This window comes from Sinorhizobium chiapasense, assembly GCF_036488675.1.
Lineage (GTDB): Bacteria > Pseudomonadota > Alphaproteobacteria > Rhizobiales > Rhizobiaceae > Sinorhizobium > Sinorhizobium chiapasense.
In genome coordinates, this window is sequence record NZ_CP133148.1 from 63,836 (window position 1) to 81,353 (window position 17,518).

Consider the following 17,518-nt stretch of genomic DNA (forward strand, 5'->3'; position numbering starts at 1 on the left):
CGGAATGCCATCTGCGGGGCACGCAGGCCTTTGAGGTCGGAGGTTGCTGGTTTATCCGATCGAGTGTCGGCTGTCACGCGCGATGGCGAGGCTTGGCCGCCTCCGCAAAGCTCAAAGGGGCCGGACGCCATGGCGTCCGGCCCGCAGGGAGCGCAGGGGGCAGGGGAGGAGGGCCTCACTCGCCGGGGGCGAGGTGAGGCGCTTCGATGTGCGCTCCGGCGTGCTTCAATGGCCGCTCGCCGGCGAGCTTGCGGATCAGCACGTAGAAGACCGGCGTCATAAAGATACCGAAGGCGGTAACGCCGATCATGCCGGCAAACACCGCGACGCCCATGGCCGAGCGCATTTCCGCACCGGCACCGGTGGAGGTGACAAGCGGCACGACGCCCATGATGAAGGCCATCGAGGTCATCAGGATCGGCCTCAGACGCAGTCGGCTCGCCTCGATCGCGGCAGCGACCGCGCTGCTGCCGGAAAGTTCGAGCTCGCGCGCGAACTCGACGATCAGGATCGCGTTCTTGGCGGAGAGGCCGACGAGCACGATCAAGCCGATCTGGGTGAAGACGTTGTTGTCTCCGCCGGTCAGCCAGACGCCCGTGAGCGCCGCCATGATGCCCATAGGCACGATCAGCACGATCGCGATCGGCAGCAGCAGGCTTTCATACTGGGCGGCCAGCACGAGATAGACGAGCAGCAGCGCCAGCGGGAAGACCAGGATGCCTGAGTTGCCGGCGAGGATCTGCTGATAGGTCAGGTCCGTCCACTCGAAGCTGATGCCGGGCGGCAGCGTCTCGGCGGCGATCTTTTCGATGGCGGCCTGCGCCTGGCCGGACGAATAGCCCGGTGCCGGACCGCCGTTGATATCGGCGGACAGGAAGCCGTTGTACCGGATCGCCCGTTCGGCGCCGACGGTCTGCTCGACCTTCAACAGCGCCGAAAGCGGAATCATTTCGCCCGACTGCGAGCGGACCTTCAGCCGGCCGATGTCGTCGGCATGGCTGCGGTAGCTGGCATCGGCCTGGACGCGCACGCTGTAGGTCCGGCCGAAGGCGTTAAAGTCGTTCACATAGAGCGATCCCAGATAGATCTGCAGCGTCTCGAAGACGTCGGTCACCGCAACGCCGAGCTGGCGTGCCTTGACGCGGTCAAGGTCGGCATAGAGCTGCGGCACGTTGATCTGATAGCTCGAATAGAGCCCCGCGAGTTCCGGTGTTGCCATGGCTTTCGCGAGGAATGCCTTGGCCGCGTCGTCGAGTGTCCGGTAGCCAAGGCCATTGCGGTCTTCGATCTGCAGCTTGAAACCACCGGTCGTGCCGAGGCCCTGGACGGGCGGCGGCGGGAACATGGCGATGAAGGCGTCCTGGATCGCGCCGAACTCCTGGTTCAGTTGCATGGCGATCGCCCCGCCGGAAAGTTCCGGCGTCGTGCGCTCCTCGAACGGCTTCAGCGACACGAAGACGATGCCGGAGTTCGACGAGTTGGTGAAGCCGTTGATCGAGAGCCCCGGGAAGGCGATGGCATGTTCGACGCCCGGATGCTTGAGCGCGATCTCGCTCATGCGCCGGATGACGTCCTCGGAGCGGTCAAGCGTCGCCGCATCCGGCAATTGCGCAAAGCCGATCAGGTATTGCTTGTCCTGCGCCGGCACGAAGCCGCCGGGGACGGCACGGAACAGCGTGAAGGTGACGCCGATGAGGATCACGTAGACGCCCATGATCAGCGACTTGCGCGTGAGGATGCCGCCGACACCGCGGCCATAGGCTTCCGAGCTCTTTCCGAAGAAGCGGTTGAAGCCGCGGAAGAACCAGCCGAAGAGCCTGTCCATCACGCGCGTCAGAAGGTCCTTCGGCGCGTGGTGATCCTTGAGCAAGAGGGCGGCGAGCGCCGGAGAAAGCGTCAGCGAATTGAAGGCGGAGATCACCGTCGAGATCGCGATCGTCAGCGCGAACTGGCGGTAGAACTGCCCCGTCAGGCCGGTAATGAAGGCGAGCGGCACGAAGACTGCGACCAACACCAGCGCGATCGCGATGATCGGGCCGGAAACCTCCGACATGGCGCGATAGGTCGCCTGCACCGGCGAGAGCCCCTGGGCGATGTTGCGCTCGACGTTCTCGACGACGACGATGGCGTCATCGACGACGATACCGATCGCCAGCACCAGGCCGAAGAGGCTCAGCGCATTGATCGAAAAGCCGAAGACATACATCACCGCGAAGGTGCCGACGATCGAGACGGGCACGGCGACGAGCGGAATGATCGAGGCGCGCCAGGTCTGCAGGAAGACGATGACGACGAGCACGACCAGCGCGATCGCTTCAAGCAGCGTGTGAACGACCGACTCGATCGAGGCACGCACGAACTGCGTCGTGTCGTAGACGATCTCGTAGTCCACGCCCTCCGGCATGGTCTGCTTCAGCTCGGCCATGACTTTGTGCACGTTCTCGGAGATCTCGATGGCGTTCGAGCCGGGAGCCTGGAAGACACCCATGCCGACCGCGGCCTTGTTGTCGAGGAGCGAGCGCAGCGAATAGTCCGCGGCCCCCATTTCGACGCGCGCGACGTCGCCAAGGCGCGTGATCTCGCCGTCGGCGCCTGACTTGACGACGATCTCGGCGAAATCTTCGGGTGTTCTGAGCCGCCCTTGTGCATTGACGGAGAGTTGCAGGTCGAGCCCACTAACCGAGGGCGATGCGCCGATGACGCCGGCGGCCGCCTGGACGTTTTGTCCGCGAACGGCATTGGCGATGTCGCTTGCCGCAAGACCGCGCTCGGCGGCCTTTTCAGGGTCGATCCAGACACGCATCGAATAGTCGCCGCCGCCGAAGATCTGCACCTGGCCGACGCCCTCGACGCGCGCCAACCGATCCTTGACGTTCAAGACGCCGTAGTTGCGCAGGTAGTTGATGTCATATTGGCCGTTCGGCGAGATGAGGTGCACGACGAGCGTCAGGTCGGGCGAGCTCTTGACTGTCGTGACGCCGAGACGCCGCACCTCTTCCGGCAGGCGGGGTTCTGCCTGCGAGACGCGGTTCTGCACGAGCTGCTGGGCCTGGTCCGGATCGGTGCCCAGTTCGAAGGTCACGGTCAGCGTCATCAGGCCGTCGGCCGTCGCCTGGCTCTGCATATAGAGCATGCCCTCGACGCCGTTGATCTGTTCTTCAAGCGGGGTCGCGACGGTTTCGGCGATCACCGAAGGGTTGGCGCCCGGATACTGGGCGCGCACGACGATCTGCGGCGGCACGACTTCCGGATATTCCGAGATCGGCAGGCCGGTCATGCCGATCAGGCCCGCGACGAATATGAGTACTGAAAGAACGCCCGCGAAGACCGGGCGGTCGACGAAAAAGCGTGAGAAATTCATAACGATCCCCCTTGGGACAAAAAGCCAGGCATCCGCAGCGAGGATGTTCGCCGCGAGCGTGGAAACATGCAGTTAGGTATTCGGTCGGCGCCGCCGCGCATCCCCTCGAGAGAGGCGAGACGGCGCGTTCAACTATCGTTTGGCGATCGAAGCCGTGGCTTCCTCGGCCGGCTGCGGGGCAACGACGACACCCGGTCGGACGCGCTGCAGCCCGTTGACGACGATGCTCTCGCCCGGCTTCAGCCCCGCTTCAACGATCCTGAGGCCATCGGCGGTCGGCCCGAGGGTCACCTGGCGGTACTCGACCTTGTTGTCGGCGCCGACGACCAGCACGAATTTCTTGTCCTGGTCCGAGCCGATGGCGCGGTCGCTGATCACCAGCCTTTCCGTTGGTGCCGGGTCGCCGATGCGGATGCGGACGAACTGACCGGGGATCAGCCGGCCGTCGGCGTTGTTGAGCGCCGCCCGGACACGGATCGTGCCGGTCGTGGCGTCGACCTCGTTGTTGATGAGCTGGATGTGACCGGTGATCGGCGTGCCCTGGTCGGCGGCGGTGCCGATCTCGACAGGAATGCGCTCGATTGCGTCGCTGCCGGCGGAGGCGGAAAGCTTGGCCAAAGCCGCGGCGACCACCTCCTCGTTGACGTTAAAACTCGCATAGATCGGATCGACCGAGACGAGCGTCGTCAGGACTGGGGAAGCGGAGCCGGCGGCCACGAGGTTGCCGGCCGTCACCTCGAGCCTGCCGACGCGGCCTGAAATCGGCGCGCGGACCTCGGTATATTGAAGGTCCAGCCGGGCCGAACGCAGCGCCGCCTTTGCCGAGCGGACGTTCGCCTGCGCTTCGTCGAAGACGCTCAGGCGCTGGTCGACCCCGCTTTGCGGGATCGCGCTTGTGGTGACCAGCTTGCGGCCGCGTTCGAGCTCGGTTTTCGCCAGCGCGACGCGCGCTTCGGCCGCGGCAACCTGCGCCTCTGCGCGCTCGACGGCGGCGGCATAGGGTTCGGGATCGATGGTGACGAGCAGGTCACCCTTCTTTACCAGCGCACCCTCGCGGAAATGCGCCTCGAGGACGGCACCACCGACGCGGGGACGTACCTCGACGCGCTCGATTGCTTCGAGTCGTCCGGAGAAGTTCTCCCAGGTCGTAATCCGGTGCGATTCCGCCTTCGCAACTGAAACGGGGACTGCGGGCGGCGGCGCGGCCGCGTCGGTCGCGGCGTCAGCCGTGAACCGATAGGGCACGCCGAGGAAGACGGCGGTACCTCCGGCAATGGACAATAAGATACTCAGGCCGGCGCCCCAAAGGACCCGGCGGGTAACGGTCGACGTCATATTTTCTCCTTGCCGGTTGGGAGCCCGGCCTAGTTCGTTTTCATCTGCAAGTTTGGCTTCGCTCCGGCTTCCTGGAAGAAGCGGGAGAAAATGCCGGAAATGGTCTGTTCCTGCGCGGGCCAGTTTTCCTGCGACGACGTGTTGGCAGGCAGCCAGGCGGCGGTCCCCTGCAGGACGTGTATTTTCACGGGGACGCCGGCCTTGCGGAGCCGCTCTGCATAGGCCTCGGCCTCGTCGCGCATCGGACATTGCTCGCTGGTGATGACGAGGGCGGGAACGAGCCCGCCCAGTCGCGTGCAATGGCCGGGCGCCGCGTAAGGGTGGGTCAGCCCGCTCCGTTCGCCCAGGTAGCGCTGCCAGCCGTCGGCGATCGACTGCACCGAAGTCTGGGGGCAGTACTTGCGGAACGATGCGGTCGCCATGCAGGGATCGAGCAGGGGCGACAGCAGGATCTGTCCCTTAAGATCCGAGAGGAACTGGTCGCGTGCCATCAGCGCCAGACCGGCGGCGAGATTTCCACCCGCTTCCTCACCGGCAACGAACAGCATGGACTTCTTGTGCGCGAACTGCGGACAGCGGCTGCGCATCGACGACAGCATGGCATACGAGGCCTCAAGCGCCGCCGGGAACGGGCTGAGGCATGCCGAAGGGTATTCCGGAGAGATAACCACGGCCCCCGCGGCTGCAAGCGCGCTCGCGACTTTCTCACCGGCCGCAACCGATTCCCCGACGAAGGACCCGCCGTGGAGGTGAAGCACGACCGGAGGCGGAACGAGCAACGACGCGCCGCGGTAGACGCGCGCGCGGCACGCCCCGTGGGCCGTTTGCATCGTCTCTTCGGAAAAATGCGCGTTCATCTCTCTTGTCTCAGCCATAGGGCAATCCCTAGATGAGGGACAGCCCGCGATGTTTGCAGCATAACATTGTCTTTCGTCTGGAATAGTCGGCGGGTTCTGATTACACTATTCGCTATTTCGAACAATTCGGTTATTGAAAATGGACCAGCTCACGGCCATGCGCGCCTTTCTTCGTGTGGTGGAGACCGGCAATTTCACCCGGGCATCCGCCTCGCTCAACATGCCGAAGGCAACGGTGACCAACCTCATCCAGGGGTTGGAGGCGCACCTAAGCACCAAATTGCTCAACCGCACGACGCGGCGCGTTCTGGTGACGCCGGACGGTGCACTCTACTACGAGCGTGCCGCGCGCCTGCTCTCCGATCTCGATGAACTGGACGGCAGCCTCTCGACGGCCCAGAGCCTGCCGAAGGGCCGGCTGCGCGTCGAAACGGCAAGCGCCTTTGCCAACCTGATCATCATTCCGGCCTTGCCTGAATTTCATAAGAAATACCCGGACATTCAGATCGATCTCGGCGTATCGGACCGGACGATCGACTACCTTGCCGAAAACGTCGATTGCGCCATCCGCGGTGGCAATTTGACGGACCAGTCGTTGATTGCCCGGCGCATTACGGAGATGAAATTCATCACCTGTGCCTCGAGGGACTTCCTCGAGCGCCATCCGGTGCCGCAACACCCATCCGATCTCGAGAAGAATTGTTATGCCGTCGGCTACTTCATGCCGAAGTCAGGACAGCAGATGCCCTTCCATTTCCGGCGGGGGGACGAGGAGATCGAGGTCAATAGTCGCTACACGGTGGCTGCAAACGAGTCGACGACCTATATCGCCGCCGCACGGGCGGGAATGGGTGTCATCCAGGCGCCGTTCTTCATGGTTCGCGACGATCTTCGCGCCGGCACCATGGTCCCGGTATTGGCCGATTGGCAGGTCGATCCAATGCCGATCTATCTGGTCTATCCACCGAACCGGCACTTAAGCAGCCGGCTGCGCGTCTTCGCGGACTGGGTAGTGAAGGTCATGGCGCAGTCGCAGATCGACGGCGCTTAATTGGCATACGTCTCAATTGCCCGTCCTGCGTCGTAGCGCTCGCGCGCTGCGTCGAGCTCGGCGAAATGGGTTTCGGCCCAGCGGTCGAGCACGACCAGGGTCGCGCTCAGCGACAGGCCGACATCGCTCAGGCGATATTCGACATGCGGCGGCACCGTTCCCTTGTCCTCGCGGATCACCAGCCCGTTGCGCTCAAGCTCTTTCAGCGTCTGCGTCAGCATCTTCTGCGAGACATCGCCAAGCTTGCGCATGAGGGCGGCATTGCGCATCGGTCCGCCTTCGAGCGCCGAGATGATCAGCATCGCCCACTTGCTGGCGACGAGTTCCAGCGCGTGGCGCGAAGAGCATGTCGGGTCGAAGACGCTGGGTGTCGCGGGCGTTTTGGATGGGGCCGAAGACATTTTCGATAGTTACCAAAAGGTGCGTAATTGCACTTTGGTTCCTATGCTACCAGATTGAAGCCCGAGTTGAAATCCCGGACAGAGGACAGGGACACGACAATGGCATGGATCGTTCTGCTGGCGGCGAGCGCCGTCGAAATTGGCATGGGGCTTGCGCTCAAATATGCCGAAGGCTGGACGCGGCCGGTACCGAGCATCATAGGCGTGGCGACGGCCTTGGGCAGCGTTTATCTGCTGACGATCGCGATGCGGGACCTGCCGGCGGGCACCGCCTACGCCGCCTGGACCGGCATCGGCGCGGTCGGCATCACCGTGCTTGGCATCGTTCTTTTTGGCGATCCGGTGTCCTGGCTTCGCCTCGTCTGCATCGCCATGATCATTGTCGCCGTGGCCGGGCTGCGGTTTCTGGAGGCTTGAGCTCGGGTGGAGTCGGCCTCAAAAAGCCGACGGCCCATGAGCGCCGGGCGCTTCATGGGCCGTTCATTCGGATGCCGTTCCGAGGCGTTGCCGTTATGCGGTCGGCTGCTTCGTCTTCCTGAGATAGGGCAGGATCGTGTCGAAGGAGCCGAAGCGCTGGATCGCATCCTCGTTGGATACGGCCGCGGTGATGATGACGTCCTCGCCCTGCTGCCAGTTCGCCGGTGTCGCGACCTGGTGCTTGGCGGTCAGCTGGATCGAATCGATCGCACGCAGGATCTCGTTGAAATTGCGGCCGGTCGTCATCGGATAGGTGAGGATCAGCTTGATCTTCTTGTCCGGGCCGATGACGTAGACCGAGCGCACGGTGGCGTTGTCGGCCGGTGTGCGGCCCTCCGACGTCTCGCCGGCGTCGGCCGGCAACATGTCGTAGAGCTTGGCCACCTTGAGGTCCCGGTCGCCGATCAGCGGATATTCGACGTCGAAACCGGTTGCGACCTTGATGTCGTTCTTCCACTTGCTGTGGCTTTCGACCGGATCGACGGAGATGCCGATGATCTTGACGCCGCGCTTGCGGAACTCGTTCTCGATCCCGGCCATGGCGCCGAGTTCCGTGGTGCAGACAGGCGTGAAATTCTTCGGATGGGAGAAGAGAACCGCCCAGCCGTCGCCGATCCAATCATGGAAATTGATCGAGCCCTGGGTGGTCTCGGCGGTGAAGTCGGGGGCAGTCTGGTTGATACGGAGACCCATGGTCAGCTCCTTTGCGGCTGTGCGATTAAGTTTGCGCAGGATAGCGCAATCGTGGCGCTTTTCGAGGAGGAAACGTGCGAGAACGATCCGCAAAAAGGATGTCAGCAGCGTGATGTACCGCTTTTGGAGAAAAAAATCGCTGGGGCACACGCAGTGCTGGTATTCATCGAACTATGCTCGAATAAAGGAAATGTTTCAGTGCTGCGCGACGCGCTTGGTCGTAACGCTCCGAGGCGTCCCGTCGAGCCGGTGCGCGCTTCCGCTGCGGGCAGCAGCAGGCAAGAACGCGATGCGCATCAACGAAGGCTTCACCCCCGTCGAGTGGTTGGAGCGAGGGAAAGTGTGAGCGGTTTCCGCCGGCATCCCGCGTCTCAAGTCATCGGATCGATCACGTTTGCGATTTTGGGCCGACTCGACCCAAAATCATTGTGATCTAGTATTGCCGGTTCTTTGCGTTGGCGCGTTTCGCTTTCGGTTTGAAGCCGCCAGCGTCCTTTTGCGCTGCTGGCTTGCCTTTCTTGGATCGAGGCTTCTCATCGCGTTTCTCAAGACGGGCATCCTCGGTAAAGGCCGGCTTCTTTTCGAACTTGCGCTTCGATTTGAAATCCTCGCGTGCTGCGTCAGCGGTCCGCTTCTTCGCGAAGCCGGGCTTTTCCTGACGCGGCTGCGAGAGATCCGGAGTTCCCGGGAGCGCCTTGACGCGAATGCCCTTTTCCAGGGTCCGGTTCGGACCGATTGCCGAGAGGAAGCGTTCGGCGCCCTCGGCCGTCAGTTCGACATAGGTCTCTTCCGGCTGCATCCGGATCGCGCCGATATCGCGCTTGGAAAGCTTGCCGTGGCGGCACAGCATCGGGATCAGCCAGCGCGGCTCGGCATTCTGCTTGCGGCCGACCGAGAGCGAAAACCAGTTGCCGTCGGTGAAGTCGGCGCGCGGTGCGCCGAAATCATCGCGGGTCGTCGCGGCAGCATCGCGCCGCCCCTTCCTGCGTTCGTCCGCGAGCGAAACATCGGTGAGATCCTCCGGCGCCGAGCGACCGGAACGCAACTGTCGCACGAAGGCCGCCGCCAACTTCTCTGCGCCGTGACGGTCGATCAGAGCCCGCACGATCGCCTGTTCGTCGTCGCGCAGCGGCTCGTCGAACGCCGGATCGGCGATGATGCGCTCATCGTCGCGGCTCGCAACCTCGTCGGCTGACGGCGGTTTCGCCCAGGTCGCGGTGATGCGCGCATTTTCCAGAAGCCTTTCGGCCTTGCGGCGCGCATTGACGGGCACGATCAGCGCGCTCACGCCCTTCTGGCCCGCGCGGCCTGTGCGTCCACTTCTGTGCAGCAAGGTCTCGGGATTCGTAGGCAGATCGGCGTGGATCACGAGCTCCAGCCCGGGCAGGTCGATTCCGCGAGCCGCAACATCGGTCGCGATGCAGACGCGGGCGCGACCGTCGCGCATCGCCTGCAGCGCGTGCGTTCTTTCGTTCTGGCTGAGTTCGCCCGAGAGTGCCACGACAGAGAAACCGCGATTGTTGAAGCGGGCTGTCAGGTGATTGACCGCGGCACGGGTGGAGCAGAAAACGATCGCGTTTCGCGCCTCGTAATAGCGAAGCACGTTGATGATCGCGTTCTCGCGGTCGCTCGGGGCGACGACGAGCGAACGATATTCGATATCGCCATGCTGCTTCTGTTCGGATGCGGTGCTGACGCGGACGGCGTCTCGCTGATAGTTCTTGGCGAGCGTCGCGATCGAGCGCGGCACGGTCGCCGAGAACATCAGCGTGCGCCGGTCGGCCGGCGACGCTTCGAGGATGAACTCGAGATCCTCGCGAAAACCGAGGTCGAGCATCTCGTCCGCCTCGTCCAGCACCACAGCGCGCAGTGCCGAGATGTCGAGCGAATCCCGGCGGATGTGGTCGCAGAGCCGCCCCGGCGTGCCGACGACGATATGGGCGCCGCGTTCGAGCGCGCGTCGTTCGTTGCGCATATCCATGCCGCCGACACAGGAGGCGATGGTGGCGCCCGCCACCTCGTAGAGCCATTCGAGCTCGCGCTTCACCTGCAGCGCCAGCTCGCGCGTGGGCGCAATGACAAGCGCGAGCGGTGCGCCCGCCGCGCCGAAACGCTGCGTGCCGTCGAGCAGCGTCGGGGCCAGCGCCAGGCCGAAAGCCACGGTCTTGCCGGACCCGGTCTGGGCCGAAACCAGCGCGTCGGCACCATCGAGCGCCGGATCGAGCATCGCCTTCTGCACCGGCGTCAGCTCGTTGTAACCGCGTCTTGCCAACGCCTCGGCGATCGCGGGCGCGATCCCTTCGAAATCAGTCATATCTTGTCTTTCGGATATCGGTCTTCACGCCGGTGGACGAGCGGATGTGCGATCAGGTCGTCATCAGGCGTCGATTGCCACGGCCAACACGTCGCGGGCCTGTTCATGGCGCGCTACATACGCGGCAGGAACGCTAATGTACAGGCGGAATCTTTAGAGCGGGATGAGGAAAAGTGTGTGTGGTTTTCCGCCCCGCATCCCGCTCAAACTTCTAGCGCCCGGGACCGTTGTTGCGGCTGCCGAATTCGTTGTCGCCCTTCGTGCCCGGCCACAGACAGAGGGCGATGAACACGATCGGGCTCAGAACCGGAATGAAAAGGCAGAGCGCCAGCGGGCCGGGATAGCCGATGTCATGCAGGCGCTTGATCGCCAGCATCGCGATGGAAACGGTCGAAAGGACGCCGGAGACGATGAGCGCCAGTGTCCAGAGCGCCAATGCGGTGTCTTCGTTTTCGTTCTTCAGCATCTGCATCAGGAAGACGCAGCTGACGAGGAACCAGAAAAGCCAGGAAAGGAAGAAGGGCAGGCGGCCGATGCGGCCGGAGGGGCTGAAGAACAGCCAGGTCATGCTCGGCTGTCGCCCCTCCTCCGCCATCGCATCAATCTCTGAGCAGCTCGTTGATGCCGGTCTTGGCGCGCGTTTTCTCGTCGACGCGCTTGACGATGACCGCGCAATAGAGGTTCGGGGCAGGCTGGCCGTTTGCCATGGTCGAGCTGGATGGCATCGAGCCTGCCACAACGACGGAATAGGGCGGCACTTCGCCGTAGGTCACTTCGCCCGTCGCGCGATCGACGATCTTGGTCGACTTGCCGATGAAGACGCCCATGCCGAGAACCGAGCCTTCGCGGACGATACAGCCTTCGACAACCTCCGAGCGTGCGCCGATGAAGCAATTGTCCTCGATGATTGTCGGTCCTGCCTGCATCGGCTCCAGCACACCGCCGATGCCGACGCCACCCGAAAGGTGCACGTTCTTGCCGATCTGCGCACAGGAACCGACGGTTGCCCACGTATCGACCATCGTGCCCTCGCCGACATAGGCGCCGAGATTGACGAAGGACGGCATCAGGATCGCGTTCGGTGCGATATAGGCCGAGCGGCGGACGACGCAGTTCGGAACGGCGCGGAAACCGGCCTTCTCGAACTCGTTGACGCTCCAGCCGTCGAACTTGGAGGGAACCTTGTCCCACCAGACAGACTCGCCGGGACCGCCCCTGACAAGTTCCATCGGGTTCAGCCGGAAGGACAGAAGAACGGCTTTCTTCAGCCACTGATTGACGGTCCAGGTGCCGTCCGGACCGCGTTCGGCGACGCGGGCCTTGCCACTGTCAAGCAGGTTCAGCGCCGCTTCGACGGCTTCGCGGACCGCGCCGCGGGTGCTGGTATTGACGGCTTCGCGATCGTCGAAGGCGGTCTCGATGGTCTGCGACAAAGAGGCAAGGTCGTGGGTCGTCATCGGAATTCCTTATGTTCGGCGTTGTCGTGCAAGCTCTACTGCATAATTCCTTAAATCGGAACCGATTTGAGGACAAAGTCATGCAGCAACTCAAAGTGCTACCGCGACCTCACGCGTCTCGATGACGTGTGGCGCCGTAGAGGCATAAATCTGAAAAGTTGAAGCGCTTTTGGCTCCGACATCTCAGCAGGACTTGGCAAACTTCCGTGTTTCCGGCAGTAGGGACGCCTCTATGACCGAGGAAACACGACAGGGCGCGTCCGGACGAGATGCCGTCTGTGCGAAACGCGACGGGAAGATGAAATATGGCACGTATGAAGAAGCGCAGTCTGCGCCGCAAGGATGGGGTCTGGGATCCGCTGGCCGACAGCTCGCAGAGCAGGCTGCGCGCCTCGACCGTGCCGCTGACGCCGCAGTCGGCCTCGCCGACCTATCGCCTCGCCTATATCGATGATGATTTTCTCTGCCGCGAAGAATTGAGGCCGGTACGTCTGCAACTCGAGCTCCTGAAGACGGAGATGATGCTCGAGGAGCGGGGGATCAATTCGACCGTGGTGATGTTCGGCGGCGCGCGCATCCCCGAGCCGGGCGGCGAGGCCTGGGCGGCCAAGAACGATACGCAGCGCAAGAACCTCGAAGCAGCATCGATTTATTACGACGAAGCACGCAAATTCGCGCGGATCTGCTCGGAGCAGTCCGCCAAGCTCCACTTCAAGGAATATGTCATTGTCACCGGCGGCGGCCCGGGGGTGATGGAGGCGGGAAACCGCGGCGCGGCGGACGCCGGAGCCCCTTCGATCGGTCTCAACATCGTGCTGCCGCACGAGCAGGCGCCGAACCGCTTCGTGACGCCGGAACTGTCGTTCAACTTCCACTATTTCGCCATCCGCAAGATGCATTTCCTGCTGCGCGCGAAGGCGGTCACGGTGTTTCCCGGCGGCTTCGGTACGCTGGATGAATTGTTCGAAACGCTGACGCTGATGCAGACGGGCCGTCTGGCCCTGGTGCCGCTCATCCTCTTCGGCGAAAAGTTCTGGCGCACCATCGTCAACTTCGAGGCACTGGCCGAGTTCGGCACGATCGCGCCGAACGACGTCGATCTCGTGCATTTCGTCGAGACCGCGGAAGAGGCCTGGGAGATCATTGCCCGCTTCTACGAAACGGTGGACCCGCGATCGATCCCGATGGCGTCTGGCCGGCGGTAGAATACCGGCTTCTCGCCGCCTCCATGCGGAAGAGGGCGAGAGGGAGTCGCGTTAGACCCCTCTCGCAAAATCGGAGGCGTCGATCAGACCGTCGCCGTTGCGGTCGCGGCGCTTGAACATCCGCTCCGCAGCACCTACCAATTCGGCGGCGCTCAGAGATCCGTTGCCGTCGGCGTCGACACGTGCAAACGCGCGCGGTCGCATCCCCGGAAGCATGGCGGGCCGAGCCTCGCGGAGCTTGGCGATCGCCTGGTCCCGCTCCGTACCGGTCTTCGCCCTGGCGTCGCGCCATGCTTTGCGCGCCTCGCGGAATGCCTGGCGCATTGCCTCGATCTCTTCGCGGCTGATCTCACCATTGCCGTTGGTGTCGAAGCTTTTGAAATTCGTCGAGATCCGCGCCTGAAGTTCCTGAAGGGAGACCTTCGAATCGCCGCTCGTGTCGAGGCGTTTGATCATGCGCTCCACGCGCTGTTCGGTCGTGAGTTTGTTTCTGGCTGCAAATGAAGGTGCTGAAAGGCCGGTGACCGCCACGGCGAGGATGGTGGCGCCGAGAATGAAGGTCCTGTTACGCATCATGCTTTCCTTCGATCAATTATCCTGAGCAAAGGATAGGCAAGCAGGGGCTTGGCGCCAGTTAAACTTTCGTAATTCAAACCTCTGGCGGGTTAGCGGTTTTTCAGTGGTTGAATCGTGTTGCGTCAGGGCTGCGCCACGACCCGCCGCAGGAATCCGGCAAGGTTCTCGGTGACGTAGTCGATCTGCTCGTCCGCGTCGCTCGACGTCTCCCAGGCCTCGACGAATTCGTATTCGAGATTGCGCGGCACGAGCAGCACGGTTTTCATGCCGAGCGCCTTCGGGACCAGGAGATTGCGCGGCAAGTCCTCGAACATGACTGCATTGCGGGTATCGACGCGATGAAGGCTCATGAACTTGTCATAGGTGTCGCCGGCAGGCTTGGGCACGAAATTGGCGGCGACGATGTCGAAGATGTCGTCGAAGTGGTCGAGAATGCCGAGTGCGCGCGCTGTCATTTCCGCATGGGCGACACTGCCATTGGTGAAGATGAATTTGCGCCCCGGCAGCGCCTTGATCGCCTCGCCGAGCGCGGGGTCGGCCGGAACCACGCTGTAGTCGATTGCGTGCGCCCTCTGCAGGAAGTCGTTCGGGTCGACGCCATGATGAACCATCAGTCCTTGCAGCGTCGTGCCGTGATCGCGGTAGTATTCCTTCTGCAACTTCTTCGCTTCCGCCGGCTCGAGCGACAGGAGTTCGGCGACATAGGCCGTCATGTTGCGGTCGATCTGTGCGAAGAGGTTGACGTGGTGCGGATAGAGCGTGTTATCGAGATCGAAGACCCAGTCTGTGACATGGGCGAACTCGGCATGGGTCGGGAGGCGATCGAGCTTTTTCATGGCCGGGTTATGACATGGCAGGCTTACGAAGGAAAACGGATTTATTTTATCTCGCGCCGCGCGCACCAATGGATTGTCCGTCGTGCGCGTGCTAGCTCGCGAAAATGGAAACCTGGGTCCTTATCACCGTCGCCGCGGCGTTCCTTCAGAATGTCCGCTCCGCCATGCAGAAGCACCTCAAGGGCGTCATGGGCACCATCGGCGCGACCTTCGTGCGCTTCGGCTTCGGCTTGCCTTTCGCACTCTTCTACCTCGTCGTCCTTTGGCGTGGCGCCGGGCACCCCCTGCCGGTCCCGAATGCCGCGTTTTTTCTCTGGGCTGTCGTCGGCGGACTGGCGCAGATTGCCGCGACTTTCCTGCTCGTCCATCTCTTTTCCTTTCGCAACTTCGCCGTCGGCACGGCCTACTCTCGCACCGAACCGGCGCAGGCGGCGCTCTTCGGCCTGATTTTCCTGGGCGAGAAAGCGAGCCAGGGCGCGCTGGTGGCGATCGCCATTTCGGTGGTAGGCGTCATGCTCATCTCCGTCGCCCGCACCACGCTTAGCCCGCGGTCTCTGGTAACTTCGGTTTTCAGCCGCACGGCCGGAATAGGCCTTGCGTCCGGTACCTTCTTCGGCCTCTCGGCGGTTTCCTATCGCTCCGCCTCGCTGGCGCTGGCGCCGAGCCTGCCGGCACCGGACTATGCGATGCAGGCGAGCTTCACGCTCGGCTTCGTCATCCTGCTGCAAACCGTCGTGATGCTTGCCTGGATCGTGATCCGCGAGCCGGAGGAACTGCAACGGATCGGCGCCGCATGGCGACCGGCCTTCGTCGTCGGCTTTGTCGGCGCCTCGGCATCCTTCGGCTGGTTCATGGCGATGACCTTGCAGCAGGCCGCGATCGTCAAGGTCGTGGCGCAGGTCGAGATGCTCTTCACCTTCGCCTCCTCCTTCTTCGTATTTCGCGAGTGGATCAACCGCCTCGAATTGCTCGGCTGCCTGCTGATCGTACTCGGCGTCGTGATGCTGATCGCTTTGTAAAGGGCGCCCGAAATAGGCGCCCGAATTTCGGCGGACGAGTCGCGTGACGAGTGTTACAACAGTCGCATGCTTTTCGATTTGCCGAACGACGACATCCTTTACGACGCACTTCTGGCCCGAAGCGTCGATTACGAAGGCCAGGCCTTCGTCTGCGTCAAGAGCACCGGTGTCTTCTGCCGGCTCTCATGTCCTGCCCGCAAGCCGAAGCGGGAGAATACGCTGTTTTTCGACAGCGTTGCCGCTTGTATCGACTCCGGCTTCCGGCCCTGCGAGCGGTGCCGTCCGCTCAACCAGCCCTCTGACAAGGAACCGCTGGTCAACGACCTCCTGAAGCTCCTTGACCACGCTCCGGACCATCGCTGGACCGAGGACGATCTTGTCCGGCGCGGCTTCGATCCGTCGACTGTGCGTCGCGCCTTCAAACGGGCGCTTGGCGTCACCTTTCTCGACCTCGCCCGCCAGCGGCGGATGGGCGAGGCCGCTCGCCAGCTTTCGGCCGGCGCCAGCGTCATCGAGGCGCAGATCGATGCCGGTTATGACTCGCCGAGCGGCTTTCGCGCCGCATTCGCGAAGCTGATAGGGGAGGCGCCTGCCATGTCGCAGGGTCGCCAATTGCTCTTTGCCGATACGATCGAAACACCGCTCGGGCCGATGGTGGCGGTCTCCGACAAGACGCACCTTCATCTGCTCGAATTCCACGACCGAAAAGCCCTGCCGACCGAAATGGAAAGCCTGAAGCGCAAGACGCGATCCGCCGTCGCGTCGGGCAGGACACCGCCGATCGACCAGATCGAGTCGGAACTGAACACCTACTTTGCCGGCGAATCGAGCGAATTCCTCACGCCCCTGGCGCTCGACGGCAGCGCCTTCGAACGGCAGGTCTGGGCAAAGCTGTTAAAAATACCGGTAGGCGAGACGCGATCTTACAGCGATATTGCGCGGGACGTCGCCACGCCCCAGGCGGTGCGTGCCGTAGCCAGGGCAAACGGCGCCAACCGCGTCGCAATCGTTATCCCTTGCCATCGTTGCGTCGGCTCGGACGGATCGCTGACGGGCTATGGCGGCGGTCTCTGGCGAAAACAATGGCTGCTGCGCCACGAGGGCAAGATGAAACCCGTTGGATTGTTTGCGGAGGATGTTGGATGAATCAGCAGGAAAAGGCGCTTGCCTTTGGAGCCTTGCATCGCAAGGGCAACCCGGTCGTTCTGTACAATATCTGGGATGCGGGCAGTGCCCGCTGCGTGGCGGAGGCCGGCGCGAAGGCACTTGCCACCGGAAGCTGGTCGGTGGCCGCCGCGCAGGGTTTTGGCGATGGGCAAAAGATACCGCTCGCGCTTCTTCTCGAAATCGTCCGGCTGATTGTCGGTGCAACGGACCTTCCGCTCTCGGTCGATTTCGAGGGTGCCTATTCCGAGGATGCGGCGAAGGGCGCGGCGAATGTTGCGCAGTTGCTCGATGCCGGGGCGGTGGGTATCAATTTTGAAGATCAGGTGGTGGGCAAAGGCGGCGTCCATGCCGTCGAGAAGCAGGCGGCACGTATCCGGGCGATCCGCGAAATGGCGGAGCGGCGCGGCATAGCGCTCTTCGTCAACGCTCGCACTGACCTCTTCCTCCAGGAAAGCGACGCAACGCGCCACGCAGCCTTGCTCGATGAGGCGATTGCGCGCGCCAAGGCCTATGCCGAAGCCGGTGCCAGCGGCTTCTTCGCACCGGGACTGGCCGATGCGGAGCTGATCGGCAGGCTTTGCGCGGCGTCGACCATGCCGGTGAATGTCATGATGAAGCCGGGCGCACCGGATCTCGCGACGCTTGCCGCTGCCGGTGTCGGCCGGGTCAGCTACGGGCCGTTTCCCTATCGCGCCATGATCGAGCGCCTGCGTGAGGAGGCGCAAAAGGTCTACGAGAGCGCCGCCACGTAATACGCGGCGCTCCTGCG

General features: G+C 63.1%; 17 protein-coding genes. 7 read left to right on the forward strand and 10 right to left on the reverse strand.

What is annotated here, in order from left to right:
* Window positions 1-175 precede the first annotated feature (175 nt).
* The 3 genes from RB548_RS00300 to RB548_RS00310 all read right to left on the reverse strand — a co-directional run bounded on the left by RB548_RS00300 (window position 176) and on the right by RB548_RS00310 (window position 5,553).
* On the reverse strand, window positions 176-3,361 hold the full coding sequence (locus RB548_RS00300; RefSeq protein WP_331373091.1) for an efflux RND transporter permease subunit: 3,186 nt from the start codon (window positions 3,359-3,361) through the stop codon (window positions 176-178).
* 132 nt (window positions 3,362-3,493) lie between these two features.
* Window positions 3,494-4,696 (reverse strand): efflux RND transporter periplasmic adaptor subunit, encoded by a 1,203-nt coding sequence (locus RB548_RS00305; RefSeq protein WP_331373092.1) that lies wholly within the window; start codon window positions 4,694-4,696, stop codon window positions 3,494-3,496.
* A 29-nt stretch (window positions 4,697-4,725) separates the two neighbouring features.
* The gene (locus RB548_RS00310) at window positions 4,726-5,553 is read right to left on the reverse strand and encodes an alpha/beta hydrolase (protein WP_331375036.1); all 828 of its coding nucleotides are present in this window, start codon (window positions 5,551-5,553) and stop codon (window positions 4,726-4,728) included.
* A 139-nt stretch (window positions 5,554-5,692) separates the two neighbouring features.
* Here RB548_RS00310 and RB548_RS00315 point away from each other — a divergent pair, with 139 nt between their 5' ends.
* Window positions 5,693-6,604: a LysR family transcriptional regulator gene (locus RB548_RS00315; protein WP_331373093.1), complete on the forward strand. Its 912-nt coding sequence runs from the start codon at window positions 5,693-5,695 to the stop codon at window positions 6,602-6,604.
* Here the strand turns inward: RB548_RS00315 and RB548_RS00320 are convergent.
* A complete protein-coding gene (locus tag RB548_RS00320) occupies window positions 6,601-7,005 on the reverse strand; it encodes a winged helix-turn-helix transcriptional regulator (protein ID WP_331373094.1) in 405 nt (134 codons plus the stop codon). The two genes, RB548_RS00315 and RB548_RS00320, sit on opposite strands and share 4 nt — an antisense overlap.
* Before the next feature lie 99 nt (window positions 7,006-7,104).
* Between RB548_RS00320 and RB548_RS00325 the strand changes: the two genes are divergently transcribed.
* Window positions 7,105-7,422: a DMT family transporter gene (locus tag RB548_RS00325; RefSeq protein ID WP_331373095.1), complete on the forward strand. Its 318-nt coding sequence runs from the start codon at window positions 7,105-7,107 to the stop codon at window positions 7,420-7,422.
* A gap of 93 nt (window positions 7,423-7,515) precedes the next feature.
* On the opposite strand, the gene RB548_RS00330 is transcribed toward RB548_RS00325, so the two are convergent.
* The gene (locus RB548_RS00330) at window positions 7,516-8,175 is read right to left on the reverse strand and encodes a peroxiredoxin (RefSeq protein WP_331373096.1); all 660 of its coding nucleotides are present in this window, start codon (window positions 8,173-8,175) and stop codon (window positions 7,516-7,518) included.
* Between the two features lie 51 nt (window positions 8,176-8,226).
* On the opposite strand from RB548_RS00330, the gene RB548_RS00335 reads away from it, so the two are divergent.
* Window positions 8,227-8,607, forward strand: coding sequence for a hypothetical protein (locus RB548_RS00335; RefSeq protein WP_331373097.1), 381 nt, complete (start codon window positions 8,227-8,229; stop codon window positions 8,605-8,607).
* 1 nt (window position 8,608) lies between these two features.
* Here RB548_RS00335 and RB548_RS00340 read toward each other — a convergent pair whose 3' ends face one another.
* The 3 genes from RB548_RS00340 to dapD all read right to left on the reverse strand — a co-directional run bounded on the left by RB548_RS00340 (window position 8,609) and on the right by dapD (window position 11,946).
* Window positions 8,609-10,489 carry a DEAD/DEAH box helicase gene (locus RB548_RS00340; protein ID WP_331373098.1) on the reverse strand — a complete coding sequence of 627 codons (1,881 nt, stop codon included), beginning with the start codon at window positions 10,487-10,489 and terminating at the stop codon, window positions 8,609-8,611.
* A 211-nt stretch (window positions 10,490-10,700) separates the two neighbouring features.
* Window positions 10,701-11,084: a DUF805 domain-containing protein gene (locus RB548_RS00345; protein WP_331373099.1), complete on the reverse strand. Its 384-nt coding sequence runs from the start codon at window positions 11,082-11,084 to the stop codon at window positions 10,701-10,703.
* A 4-nt stretch (window positions 11,085-11,088) separates the two neighbouring features.
* Window positions 11,089-11,946: a 2,3,4,5-tetrahydropyridine-2,6-dicarboxylate N-succinyltransferase gene (gene dapD / locus RB548_RS00350; RefSeq protein ID WP_331373100.1), complete on the reverse strand. Its 858-nt coding sequence runs from the start codon at window positions 11,944-11,946 to the stop codon at window positions 11,089-11,091.
* 305 nt (window positions 11,947-12,251) lie between these two features.
* On the opposite strand from dapD, the gene RB548_RS00355 reads away from it, so the two are divergent.
* Window positions 12,252-13,151 (forward strand): LOG family protein, encoded by a 900-nt coding sequence (locus tag RB548_RS00355; protein ID WP_331373101.1) that lies wholly within the window; start codon window positions 12,252-12,254, stop codon window positions 13,149-13,151.
* 51 nt (window positions 13,152-13,202) lie between these two features.
* On the opposite strand, the gene RB548_RS00360 is transcribed toward RB548_RS00355, so the two are convergent.
* Window positions 13,203-13,724, reverse strand: coding sequence for an EF-hand domain-containing protein (locus RB548_RS00360; protein WP_331373102.1), 522 nt, complete (start codon window positions 13,722-13,724; stop codon window positions 13,203-13,205).
* Window positions 13,725-13,849: 125 nt separating this feature from the next.
* Window positions 13,850-14,563 carry a pyrimidine 5'-nucleotidase gene (locus RB548_RS00365; RefSeq protein WP_331373103.1) on the reverse strand — a complete coding sequence of 238 codons (714 nt, stop codon included), beginning with the start codon at window positions 14,561-14,563 and terminating at the stop codon, window positions 13,850-13,852.
* A gap of 104 nt (window positions 14,564-14,667) precedes the next feature.
* Between RB548_RS00365 and RB548_RS00370 the strand changes: the two genes are divergently transcribed.
* The 3 genes from RB548_RS00370 to RB548_RS00380 all read left to right on the forward strand — a co-directional run bounded on the left by RB548_RS00370 (window position 14,668) and on the right by RB548_RS00380 (window position 17,501).
* Window positions 14,668-15,582 carry a DMT family transporter gene (locus tag RB548_RS00370; RefSeq protein ID WP_331373104.1) on the forward strand — a complete coding sequence of 305 codons (915 nt, stop codon included), beginning with the start codon at window positions 14,668-14,670 and terminating at the stop codon, window positions 15,580-15,582.
* A gap of 66 nt (window positions 15,583-15,648) precedes the next feature.
* Window positions 15,649-16,728 carry a bifunctional transcriptional activator/DNA repair enzyme AdaA gene (locus RB548_RS00375; protein WP_331373105.1) on the forward strand — a complete coding sequence of 360 codons (1,080 nt, stop codon included), beginning with the start codon at window positions 15,649-15,651 and terminating at the stop codon, window positions 16,726-16,728.
* Complete coding sequence (locus tag RB548_RS00380) at window positions 16,725-17,501, forward strand: isocitrate lyase/PEP mutase family protein (protein ID WP_331373106.1); 777 nt, start codon at window positions 16,725-16,727, stop codon at window positions 17,499-17,501. The genes RB548_RS00375 and RB548_RS00380 overlap by 4 nt, the downstream gene beginning before the upstream one ends.
* Window positions 17,502-17,518 lie beyond the last annotated feature (17 nt).

Excerpts from the sequence above, each read along its gene's own strand:
- RB548_RS00300 (WP_331373091.1), bottom strand. The coding sequence starts at position 3,361 with ATGAATTTCTCACGCTTTTTCGTCGACCGCCCGGTCTTCGCGGGCGTT.
- RB548_RS00305 (WP_331373092.1), bottom strand. The coding sequence starts at position 4,696 with ATGACGTCGACCGTTACCCGCCGGGTCCTTTGGGGCGCCGGCCTGAGT.
- RB548_RS00310 (WP_331375036.1), bottom strand. The coding sequence starts at position 5,553 with ATGAACGCGCATTTTTCCGAAGAGACGATGCAAACGGCCCACGGGGCG.
- RB548_RS00315 (WP_331373093.1), top strand. The coding sequence starts at position 5,693 with ATGGACCAGCTCACGGCCATGCGCGCCTTTCTTCGTGTGGTGGAGACC.
- RB548_RS00320 (WP_331373094.1), bottom strand. The coding sequence starts at position 7,005 with ATGTCTTCGGCCCCATCCAAAACGCCCGCGACACCCAGCGTCTTCGAC.
- RB548_RS00325 (WP_331373095.1), top strand. The coding sequence starts at position 7,105 with ATGGCATGGATCGTTCTGCTGGCGGCGAGCGCCGTCGAAATTGGCATG.
- RB548_RS00330 (WP_331373096.1), bottom strand. The coding sequence starts at position 8,175 with ATGGGTCTCCGTATCAACCAGACTGCCCCCGACTTCACCGCCGAGACC.
- RB548_RS00340 (WP_331373098.1), bottom strand. The coding sequence starts at position 10,489 with ATGACTGATTTCGAAGGGATCGCGCCCGCGATCGCCGAGGCGTTGGCA.
- RB548_RS00345 (WP_331373099.1), bottom strand. The coding sequence starts at position 11,084 with ATGGCGGAGGAGGGGCGACAGCCGAGCATGACCTGGCTGTTCTTCAGC.
- dapD (WP_331373100.1), bottom strand. The coding sequence starts at position 11,946 with ATGACGACCCACGACCTTGCCTCTTTGTCGCAGACCATCGAGACCGCC.
- RB548_RS00355 (WP_331373101.1), top strand. The coding sequence starts at position 12,252 with ATGGCACGTATGAAGAAGCGCAGTCTGCGCCGCAAGGATGGGGTCTGG.
- RB548_RS00360 (WP_331373102.1), bottom strand. The coding sequence starts at position 13,724 with ATGCGTAACAGGACCTTCATTCTCGGCGCCACCATCCTCGCCGTGGCG.
- RB548_RS00365 (WP_331373103.1), bottom strand. The coding sequence starts at position 14,563 with ATGAAAAAGCTCGATCGCCTCCCGACCCATGCCGAGTTCGCCCATGTC.
- RB548_RS00370 (WP_331373104.1), top strand. The coding sequence starts at position 14,668 with ATGGAAACCTGGGTCCTTATCACCGTCGCCGCGGCGTTCCTTCAGAAT.
- RB548_RS00375 (WP_331373105.1), top strand. The coding sequence starts at position 15,649 with ATGCTTTTCGATTTGCCGAACGACGACATCCTTTACGACGCACTTCTG.
- RB548_RS00380 (WP_331373106.1), top strand. The coding sequence starts at position 16,725 with ATGAATCAGCAGGAAAAGGCGCTTGCCTTTGGAGCCTTGCATCGCAAG.